Origin of the sequence: Nitrospira sp. (assembly GCA_030692565.1) — a bacterium.
GTDB lineage: Bacteria > Nitrospirota > Nitrospiria > Nitrospirales > Nitrospiraceae > Nitrospira_D.
The window spans coordinates 19488-27518 of the sequence record JAUYAO010000025.1 but is presented as its reverse complement, the minus strand read 5'-3'; the positions used below and the strand labels follow the sequence as shown (position 1 = coordinate 27518).

At 58.0% G+C, this 8031-nt stretch carries 7 protein-coding genes; 5 read left to right on the top strand and 2 right to left on the bottom strand.

All coding sequences use genetic code 11. The features are described from left to right. Nucleotides 1-235: 235 nt before the first annotated feature. Nucleotides 236-1771, bottom strand: a complete 1536-nt coding sequence (locus Q8N04_06270) for a M20/M25/M40 family metallo-hydrolase (protein MDP3090265.1) — start codon at nt 1769-1771, stop codon at nt 236-238. Between the two features lie 117 nt (nt 1772-1888). Here Q8N04_06270 and Q8N04_06265 point away from each other — a divergent pair, with 117 nt between their 5' ends. From Q8N04_06265 to uvrB, 5 genes are all read left to right on the top strand, one after another. Further along, entirely contained in the window at nt 1889-3940 is a 2052-nt protein-coding gene (locus tag Q8N04_06265) for a thioredoxin domain-containing protein (protein MDP3090264.1), read from the top strand. Between the two features lie 12 nt (nt 3941-3952). After that, a complete protein-coding gene (locus Q8N04_06260; GenBank protein MDP3090263.1) occupies nt 3953-4216 on the top strand; it encodes a hypothetical protein in 264 nt (87 codons plus the stop codon). Nucleotides 4217-4263: 47 nt separating this feature from the next. Next, entirely contained in the window at nt 4264-5034 is a 771-nt protein-coding gene (locus Q8N04_06255) for a hypothetical protein (GenBank protein MDP3090262.1), read from the top strand. A gap of 261 nt (nt 5035-5295) precedes the next feature. Then, nucleotides 5296-5613, top strand: a complete 318-nt coding sequence (locus Q8N04_06250; GenBank protein MDP3090261.1) for an RNA-binding protein — start codon at nt 5296-5298, stop codon at nt 5611-5613. A 126-nt stretch (nt 5614-5739) separates the two neighbouring features. Continuing rightward, complete coding sequence (gene uvrB / locus Q8N04_06245) at nt 5740-7737, top strand: excinuclease ABC subunit UvrB (GenBank protein ID MDP3090260.1); 1998 nt, start codon at nt 5740-5742, stop codon at nt 7735-7737. On the opposite strand, the gene Q8N04_06240 is transcribed toward uvrB, so the two are convergent. Next, nucleotides 7734-7994 (bottom strand): DUF4321 domain-containing protein, encoded by a 261-nt coding sequence (locus Q8N04_06240; protein ID MDP3090259.1) that lies wholly within the window; start codon nt 7992-7994, stop codon nt 7734-7736. The genes uvrB and Q8N04_06240 overlap by 4 nt on opposite strands. Between the last annotated feature and the right edge of the window lie 37 nt (nt 7995-8031).

Below are 8031 nucleotides of genomic sequence, written 5' to 3'. Positions count from 1 at the left end.
CCCCAAACCGATCACAATTCCACTCATTGGCACACGTATCGGCCACACCCTTCGGCGGCGGACCGAATCGCTGCTGGTCCTGCCGTGAATCTACGTCTTGTCACGCATGGTCAGCCATTACTCGGACAGGCTCCTAGGGCACGGGGCGATGGGCTAGAGGCAAGAAGTTTTCTCCTGCGAATAGCAGAATCATTCTCTTATCCCAAGCCCCTTGCCCCTAGCCTCATGCCAGTCATTATTGTTCGTTCGCCAGTTGCCATGCCAATGACAGGACGTAGCGCGCGGTTGTCATGAGCACGTCGGGATCGATGGTGTCGATTGTATCGGTCGGCTGATGATAGTGGGGATGGGCCCCGCCGCTGACGACGGTAACAGTTGGTACGCCCGCTTCTTTAAACGGGACATGGTCGCCGCCGGGGAAGAATCCAAATACATCAAGCTTGGATGCGAGACCAGCTGGCTCTCCCGCCTGCTGCGCCACAGTTTTCTCGAGCCCTGTCACGCCGACCGTCAATCGTCCGTTGCCGATCCCGGCATGGTCGATGTTGATCATGGCCTTGGTTGAGGCGAGGGGCACGACTGGGCGGGTGACGTAGAGGCGTGAGCCGAGCAGGTCTCGCTCTTCGCCGCTGAAGGAGACAAAGAGGATCGTGCGCTGCGGGCGCATGCCTGATTTCGCTAGGGCGCGGGCCACTTCCAACATTACGGCGGTGCCTGAGGCGTTGTCGTCGGCACCGGGGAAGAGCAATCCGGCCGGCCTGCCGAAGTGATCGCGATGGGCGCCGATGATGATCGCGTCCGGACCGGTTCCGGAGAGCAGACCGATCACGTTCGTCAGGAGTCCCTCCTGGGTCACGGTGTTCCAGCGGAGCGCGGCGTAGTGATCTGTTTGCGCTGCGCGGGCCGAAGCCTCCTTATTGAGCTGTTCCTGAAGATGTCGAAGGCGGTTTGCGTCGCTCGGCGTGGCAAGGACCCGCTCTGCGAGCGCCGTGCTGATCCATGTGCCGGGGATGGCGTGATCGGGAGGGAGTTGCCCGTAGAACGCGCTGGGTCTTCCCGTAACACCGCGTCGAGCGTCATAGGAATTGAGAATAGGCCCTGTCGCGGTCAGGTAGGCGAGGGCGCCGCGGTCTCGTGCGAATCGAACCTTGTCGGCATGGCTGACGGGTTTCGGGTAGTGATCCGGTTTGCCGCGCAGGAAGAGGACGATGCGATTGGCGACATCCACACCTGCATAGTCATCGATGCCGCGAGTGGGATCAACGATTCCGTACCCCACGAAGATGATGCGGCTTTGGATGTAAGCAGAAGGCGAGTCGAATACCGGCAGATAGTCGGCGCCGAGATTGGAGACGGTCATTTGGCCGGCGCTGCCGATTCGAAGTTCCGGATCCGGCTGGATCGTTGACGTTGGGATGATCGAAGCCATCACGCCGAGCGGTGTGCCATGCTTTCCGCTGACAAAGGGAAAGATGAGCGAGCCGTTCATGATAGGGGGGAGTTGTAGATTTGCTGCGGCTATTTCCTGTGCCACCCAGCGGGCCGATCGCACATCGTCGTCGCTGCCGGCCAGGCGTCCATTGAATGCGGGCGCGCTCAATGCTTGAATGTCGGCCAGCATCCGTTCGGTTGAGAGGGTGTTCAGGGAGGCCTGCAGTCCTGCGTCGGATGACTGCGCCGGCACTGGTTCGGCATGGATCAGACACAAGATGATGAGACACAGGGCCATGCGGCAGGTTGCAATAAATGATATGGTCCGGCTGCTCGTCATGTCGTTACCCCGCTCGGCGTGATTCCGACAAAGATGATAGCACAGGGGGCCAAGCGGGTTGCACCGCGGGGTTGAGCCAGGTACTATTCGTCACGGAGAATGTTGATACGAAACACCATGACGCAGGCCGATTCGTTTCCCAACCGTCTCATCACTGAATCCAGCCCCTATCTCAGGCAGCATGCGCTGAATCCTGTCGACTGGTACGCCTGGGGGCCGGAGGCGTTGGCGAAGGCCAAGGCTGAAGATAAGCCGATCCTCCTGTCGATCGGCTACTCGGCCTGCCACTGGTGCCATGTCATGTCTCACGAGTGTTTCGAGAATCGTGAGATTGCGGCCGTGCTCAATGAATACTTTGTGAGCGTGAAGGTGGATCGGGAAGAGCGTCCTGATCTCGATGATATTTATCAGAAGGCCGCGCAGGTATTTCTTGGGCGGGGAGGCGGCTGGCCGCTGACGATGTTCCTCACGCCGGATCAGGAGCCGTTTTACGGCGGGACCTACTTCCCTCCGGTGTCGCGACATAATTTGCCGGGGTTCCCGCAAGTCTTGCAGGGTGTGCTGGATGCCTATCGGAATCATCGGGATGACGTGGAGAAAAATGTCGAGCGGGTCAAGGCCGGTTTGGCCCGGGTGAGTTTACATCAGCCCTCTCAGGAGCCGCTGACGGACGCGTTGCTGGTCGACGGGGTCAAGGATCTTGGGCTGTTTTTCGATCCGGTCAACGGCGGATTCGGAGAAGGGCCGAAATTCCCCACGGTGCCCCCGCTCAGCCTATTGTTGCGCCACACCTATCGCTCGAAGGACGTGACGGCTCAAGAGAAGGTCTTGCTGCAGTTGCGAAAGATGGCGGCCGGCGGGATCTACGATCATCTCGGCGGCGGGTTCCACCGGTATTCGGTCGATGGGCAGTGGCTCATCCCGCATTTCGAAAAGATGCTCTATGACAATGCACAATTGGTTCGCATCTATCTCGATGGCTGGCGGCTGACGAAAGAGGCGCGGTTCCGCCAGGTGGTCGAAGAGACGCTCGAATGGACGCGTCGGGAACTGGCGCATGCGGACGGAGCCTTTTTCGCTGCGCAGGACGCCGATAGTGAAGGTGAGGAAGGCCGGTTCTTTATCTGGGACCAGGCGGAAATTCTGGCCGTGCTTGGACAGGAGTTGGGCGAGATGTTCTGCCGCGCCTATGGCGTAACGGACGGCGGCAATTTCGAAGGGAAGACGGTCTTGAATCGGCTGGGAGCTGCGGGATTGTCCGCTGAGGCTCAGGAGCAGCTTGAAGCGACCCTGCGCCCGGCCAGGAAGAAACTGTTGGCTGCCCGCGAGCAGCGAGTGAAGCCCCAACGGGATGAGAATATTCTCACGAGCTGGAATGCTCTCGCGGTCTCGGCCTTTCTTGATGCGTATCAGACCTTTGGGACTCCGTGGTACTTGTCGTCAGCCGAGCAGGCTCTGACGTTCCTGATCGACTACGCGATTGCCGAGGGTCGCGTGTCCCGCACGGTCGCGGGCGGGAGCGGGCGGATTGCCGGCTATCTTGATGACTATGCCTATCTGGCGGCGGCGTTACTCGATGCCTTCGAGACGACGTCACATAGCTGGTATTTGGAACAGGCTCAGGTCGTGGCGGATGGTATGCTGACGCACTTCTGGGACGAAGGCCTTGGCGGGTTCTTTTTCACGGCCAAGGACCACGAGGTTCTCATCCATCGGATGAAGTCCGGCACGGATAGCGCGATGCCGTCCGGCAATGCGGTGGCGGTGCAGGTGCTGATTCGCCTCTTTTCTTTGACGGGAGAACGGACGTATTATGATCGCGCCGAGCTGACGTTGCGGGTGTTTTCCCAGTTGATGGATCAGAATGCCTATGGGGCGTCCGGGCTTCTCTGCGGGTTGGATTTGTCCTTATCCAAGCCGAAAGAAGTGGTAATCGTCGGGGCGCGGGGCAATCCGCAGACGGAATCGCTCTTGGCCACTTTGCATCAGCGGTATGTGCCGAACAAGATTCTCCTGGTCATTGACGAGGCACGACGGGGAAAAGAGGGCGAGCTACCTTTGGCGGCGGGGAAGGTGAGCGTGAACGGGCAGGCGACCGCGTATGTCTGCCAGCAGTTCACCTGCTCGGCGCCGGTGACGGAGAGCGCTCAATTGGAATCGCTTTTGTAGAAAGGAGTGCCTGTGGCTGGCGGCGGATCTGGACAGGGCCTGTACGAGCACCTCTATAAGCGATTTTTCGAAAACCGCGGCGATCATCAGGGGTATGATTTTCAGCATGCTCCAGGCGGTAGCTCGGCCCCTCCGTCCGTGACGTTTGCCCAGAAGCTTCGATGGTGGACGTGGGATCGTTGGCAGCGGCGGAAGCGGATTTTGGCCGAGCGGGATCGGTTGCAGCGAGATATTGTAAGCATGCGGCAGAACTCTGAGACGGGTTCGAAGCCATAGCTGGTGGATCAGAAATGATCAAGCGGGAGGTTCTCAGGACCATGCGTGTGATAGCTCAGAACATTCGAGCAACGCTGTCGCTCAGTCTCTGTGTGGCGGTGGTTCTCTTGGTGGGGGTTGCGCCGGTGTCGGCGGTCCCTCGTGAGAACCATGAGGAGAAGGAAGCGAATCTGAAGCAGCAGGCGACCGGCGGCCTCTTCCATAAGTGGACATTCGACAAGGATGTAACCAAAAGCATCCCTGGAGGTTTTGTTCCGCTGTCCTCTGGGGCTGGGGTCTCGGCGAGCTGGTCGGTAGAAGCCGATGACACAGCCCCGTCCGCTCCGAATGTGGTGATGGGGACGTCTGCCTGCGAGGATAGCACCTGCTTCCGGCTGCTGATCGCGCAGGGACTTGAATATGAGTATCCGGATCTCACGATGCGTATTCGGTCAGCCGATGGAGTGGCCGGTGTAGGCGGATTTGTGTTTGCCTTGCGGGATGCACAAAACTTTTATGCGGCTCTCGTCGAGTTTGGAGCAAAGCGTGCACAGGTCATCCGTATGATTGAGGGAGTGGTCACGATATTGGGCCAGACAGCCGTGACGCTGAAACCCATCGATTGGCATAGTCTTCGGGTTCAGCGGAACACGATTGTCAGCAAAGATTTTATCGAGGCATTTGTCGACGGAGTATTGGTGCTCTCGGTAGAGGATCAGATGCTGGGGACCGGTCAAGTCGGCGTGGTGATGCAAGGGGAAACATCCTGGTTTTTCGACACGTTGCATGCAGTGCCCCTGTTCTCTCATCGGCCACTTTCTTCACCGGCCGCCTATTAAACGGGATATCGCTATGAGCCAATTGATTCTCTGCTTGCCTTTTCTCAGTTTGCTGGAGTAGCATCGCCTTGCTTGATTGCGAGAGGCCTGGCAATCAAGCATTGAATGTGACAAGGCCTGAATCGATGTTGTTATGGTTGTGCCCGGGAATTTGATCGGAAGCCAGAGCTAAGCCGCCGCTGTGTTGACGTCTTCGGCCCATTCCTTCCTTCCTCCGTTCTCGAGTCCAACACAACACCATTTTCTCAAAGGAGGAACCCCATGGGTTCGAAGATTTACGTCGGTGGATTGCCCTACTCAACAACCGAGCAACAGCTGAGCGATTTGTTCGCTGTGCACGGAGCCGTGACGTCGTCACGCATCATCACGGACAAGTTCACGGGCCAGTCCCGTGGATTCGGTTTCGTGGAGATGTCGGGGGACAGCGAAGCGCAGGCGGCGATTACCGCGTTGAACGGCACCCAGCTCGGCGGCCGGACATTGACTGTGAATGAAGCCCGTCCTCAAGAGCCCCGTTCCGGTGGCGGCGGCGGTGGTGGGCGTGGCGGATTCGGTGGTGGTGGCGGCGGTCGGTACTAAACCGGTCACGACCCCTTAGTACATGAAAGGGCTGCCGGAATTTCCGGCAGCCCTTTTTTATTCCTCGCTCCCTGCGCCGGTCGTGCAGATACGGTGTCTTTGATAAGATGACCGCCGGAGGTCCCTGTGCCGCAGTTCAAGCTCGAAGCCCCGTTTCATCCCTGTGGTCATCAGCCCGAGGCGATTGCCAAGCTGACGACCGGCGTTCGTGCCGGCAGAAAGCATCAAGCCCTTCTCGGAGTGACCGGATCAGGCAAGACCTTTACGATGGCGAACCTGATCGAGCAGGTTCAGAAGCCGACGCTCGTGCTTGTGCATAACAAGACCTTGGCCGGGCAGTTGTACCAGGAGTTCAAACAGTTTTTCCCGCAGAACGCCGTCGAGTACTTCATCAGTTACTACGACTACTACCAGCCGGAAGCCTACCTTCCCCAGACGGATACCTACATTGCCAAGGATGCGTCGATCAACGACGCGATCGATCAGATGCGCCACTCGGCGACCCGGTCCTTGTTAGAGCGGAACGACGTCATCATCGTCTCGTCGGTCTCGTGCATTTACGGCCTGGGTTCGCCGGAGATCTACCATGGCATGTTGTTGTATCTCGAAGTGGGGATGGAAATTCGGCGCGAGAAGATTTTGGCGAAGCTTGTCGAGATTCAATATGCGCGGAATGATGTCGATTTTCATCGCGGGACGTTCCGTGCGCGCGGGGATGTCATTGAAATATTCCCGGCTGCCAGCGATGCGGTTTCGGTTCGAATCGAACTGTTCGGCGACGTGATCGATGCGATCCACGAGATCGATCCGCTGACCGGGAAATCGCTGGGCAAATTACCCAAAGTGCCGATCTATCCCAATACCCACTATTTGATTGCGCCGGATCGGTACGAGCGAGCGATCACCGGGATTGAGGAAGAGCTCGATGAGCGCGTCCTCTATTTTCAGAAGCACAAGCAGCTGGTCGAGGCGCAGCGCATCGCGCAGCGGACGAAGTTCGACCTCGAAATGATCCGCGCCATGGGGTACTGCCACGGCATCGAAAACTATTCGCGCCATCTGAGCGGCCGGGCGCCTGGTGAGGCTCCTCCGACGCTCATCGACTACTTCCCCAAAGACTTTCTCATGATCATCGATGAGTCGCATGCCACGGTTTCACAGGTGGGCGGGATGTATGCGGGTGACTATTCACGGAAGCGGACGCTGGTGGACTACGGGTTTCGCCTGCCCTCCGCCATCGATAACCGGCCGCTCAAGTTCGAGGAGTTCGAGCGGATCCTGAACCAGGTGGTCTATGTATCGGCGACGCTGGGGAACTACGAGCTGGAGCATGCGGCGGGTGCGGTGGTCGAGCAGATTATTCGGCCGACCGGGTTGATGGATCCCTGCATTGAGGTGCAACCGGCAAAGGGACAAGTGGATCATCTCCTAGGAGAGGTGAGAAAAGAGGTAGCCAAAGGCGGTCGCGTATTAGTGACGACCCTCACAAAGCGGATGGCGGAAGATCTCAGCGAGTACTATCACGAGTTGGGGGTGAAGGTGCGGTACCTACATTCCGATATCAAAACGCTGGAACGGGCGGAGATCATCCGCGACTTGCGCCGGGGAGTATTCGACGTGCTGGTGGGGATCAATCTCCTGCGGGAAGGGCTGGATCTACCCGAGGTGACGCTGGTGGCTATTCTTGATGCTGACAAGGAGGGCTATCTGCGATCCTATCGGTCTCTGATTCAAACGGCCGGGCGTGCGGCAAGAAATGTTGAGGGGCGCGTGGTGTTTTATGGCGATATCATCACAGAGTCGATGAAAGTCGCCATGGGAGAGACGACTCGCCGGCGTCTGATCCAGGCTGAGTATAACTCAGCCCATGGGATTACCCCGGCCAGTATTAAGAAAGAGATTCCTGCGTTGGAGTATGCGGTAGCCGAGCTGGATTATGTCCATCTGGATCTGGCGGCCGAGACCATGGAGCCCTACGGCAAAGACGAAACCGTGGGGCAGGTGATTCTTCGGTTGGAAGGCGAGATGAAGGCGGCAGCCAAGGAGCTGGCGTTTGAGCGTGCAGCAGAATTGCGCAATCAGATCAGGGCATTGAGGCTGAAGGATTTGGATCTGAAGGCTTAAACGTGCTTGTACAGGTAGACTCCGATAAACATGCCAAGGATGCTCAGTAAGTTCACCTTGATACTGAATCCGATCGTGAACTTGATGAGCACCAGGTCGATCGTGAGGGGAGGGCTGATTCCAGGGGTGAAATGCGTGGAGAAGATGCTCTGAATGTTACCCTGCGGTGCCATCACATGCAGAATTTCTCCAAGAATTCCGCCGAGTAGCCCGCCGATGAGTACGAAAATGAGAAGAACCCAGGGTGACTTTCTCACGCGCTATGTACGCTCCCTGATGTAGATCCAACCGAAG

Bases quoted from the DNA above. Each gene is read 5' to 3' on its own strand.
- Q8N04_06270 (MDP3090265.1), bottom strand. From the start codon at position 1,771: ATGACGAGCAGCCGGACCATATCATTTATTGCAACCTGCCGCATGGCC.
- Q8N04_06265 (MDP3090264.1), top strand. From the start codon at position 1,889: ATGACGCAGGCCGATTCGTTTCCCAACCGTCTCATCACTGAATCCAGC.
- Q8N04_06250 (MDP3090261.1), top strand. From the start codon at position 5,296: ATGGGTTCGAAGATTTACGTCGGTGGATTGCCCTACTCAACAACCGAG.